Genomic DNA, 1629 nt, shown 5'->3' with positions numbered 1-1629 from the left:
CCCATTGGGCGTAGGGCTTGTCTTTGCTTTGTTAGCTTCGTTCGCCATTGAACGTCTGCGCAAAGCCTATAAGACGTATGCAGAGCTCTCTATCGCCATCATTATGTCAGGCGGCGTCGCGCTAGCTACGATTCTTTTTACACTAGGCAAAGGCTTTAACATGAATGTCATGAGCTATTTGTTTGGAAGCATCTATACGCTGGATCGACAAGATCTATGGGTTGTTCTCGGTGTATCCGTTCTTGTTGTCGGGGTCATTGCTGTTCATTTCAAAGAGTTCTTTCTCATGTTTTTTGATGAGGATGCAGCTAGCGTAAGTGGACTTCCGCTTAAATATTATAATATGATGATTACGATGCTTACTGCACTCGTTATTTCGGTTGCCATCAAGATTGTAGGCGCATTGCTTGTTTCGTCCTTGCTTACGATTCCAGTCGCATGTAGTTTGCTAATCGCAAGAAGCTTCAAACACTCCGTTATTTTGGCTGTTATTTTTTCGGAAATTGCGGTTGTCATTGGGCTGATTGTTGCTGGCGTTTGGGATCTCGCTCCGGGTGGGACCGTTGTGCTTACACTCATTGCAATGTTGATCGGGATCATTTTAAAAAGAGGATTGAGGATTTAACATGGACTCTGTTAATTTATGGATTGCTTTATGGGCGGGGATTGCATCCTTCATTTCGCCATGCTGTTTGCCATTATATCCTTCTTATCTTTCCTACATAACAGGAATCTCAGTAAGTGAATTGAAATCGGGTGAGACATCCTCTCAGGTGCGCAGGCAAACAATGCTGCATACGCTAAGTTTTATCATTGGATTTTCAATTATTTTTTATGCGTTAGGCTTAACGGCAGGATTTTTAGGTAATTTCTTCATTGATTATCGTGATTTGCTTCGGCAAATTGCTGCGCTGTTGATTTTTATCATGGGATTATTCCTGCTTGGTGTTTTCCAACCGCAGTGGTTAATGAAAGAACGCAAGCTGCAAATAAAGTTTCGTCCCGCGGGATATATCGGTTCGGTGCTTGTCGGAATGGGTTTTGCTGCCGGATGGTCTCCGTGTGTGGGTCCCATCTTATCAGCAATTCTTGCACTGGCTACAACGGAGCCTGGAACGTGGTTCCAGCTAACAACGGCCTACTCGTTAGGGTTTGCAATTCCATTTTTTGTACTCTCCTTTTTTATCGGCTCGACCAAATGGATTTTGCGTTATTCCAACCTGATCATGAAAATTGGAGGGGGTTTAATGGTTGTGATTGCGGTTTTACTGTATACAGGTAAAATGACGCAGATCACACTTTGGTTAAACACCATAACCCCGGATTGGTTGAAGTTTTAATTGTGAATGAGCATATAATTAAGTAAAATACTCAATTTTGGCTTGAGGGAATTTATCAAAGATTTGTTCTGTGATAAATTCCCTTAGCGCGTTTGCTTGTTCGTCTGGATATACGTATTTACCTTGTCCCCAACGGCCCCATTTGTATTTTCGTTTTTCTTCGTCCATTTCAAGTTTCGTTTTGGGATATCGTTTTTCGATGACATTTTTGGCTGTTCGGGTAAATCGATGTTGAATCATTTCAAAGGTTAGGTCTATCGTTGCTTCGGATGGAAGCTCCTTGTGGAGC

The 1629-nt window shown here is 42.4% G+C and carries 3 protein-coding genes; 2 read left to right on the top strand and 1 reads right to left on the bottom strand.

Annotation, left to right across the window (positions count from 1 at the left end):
• Together AC1DUA_RS36705 and AC1DUA_RS36700 are read left to right on the top strand one after the other, a co-directional pair.
• On the top strand, nt 1-625 hold a 625-nt coding region (locus AC1DUA_RS36705; protein ID WP_477504418.1), incomplete at its 5' end, for a metal ABC transporter permease.
• A 1-nt stretch (nt 626) separates the two neighbouring features.
• A complete protein-coding gene (locus tag AC1DUA_RS36700) occupies nt 627-1340 on the top strand; it encodes a cytochrome c biogenesis CcdA family protein (RefSeq protein ID WP_477504417.1) in 714 nt (237 codons plus the stop codon).
• Between the two features lie 18 nt (nt 1341-1358).
• Here the strand turns inward: AC1DUA_RS36700 and AC1DUA_RS36695 are convergent.
• Nucleotides 1359-1629 (bottom strand): spore photoproduct lyase family protein (locus AC1DUA_RS36695; protein ID WP_477504416.1); only part of this gene is annotated, 271 nt, incomplete at its 5' end.

Source organism: Paenibacillus sp. 01T422 (assembly GCF_056398785.1).
Note: the sequence above shows the minus strand (reverse complement) of the source record. Positions and strands in the feature narration are given on the sequence as shown.

Bases quoted from the DNA above. Each gene is read 5' to 3' on its own strand.
- AC1DUA_RS36700 (WP_477504417.1), top strand. From the start codon at position 627: ATGGACTCTGTTAATTTATGGATTGCTTTATGGGCGGGGATTGCATCC.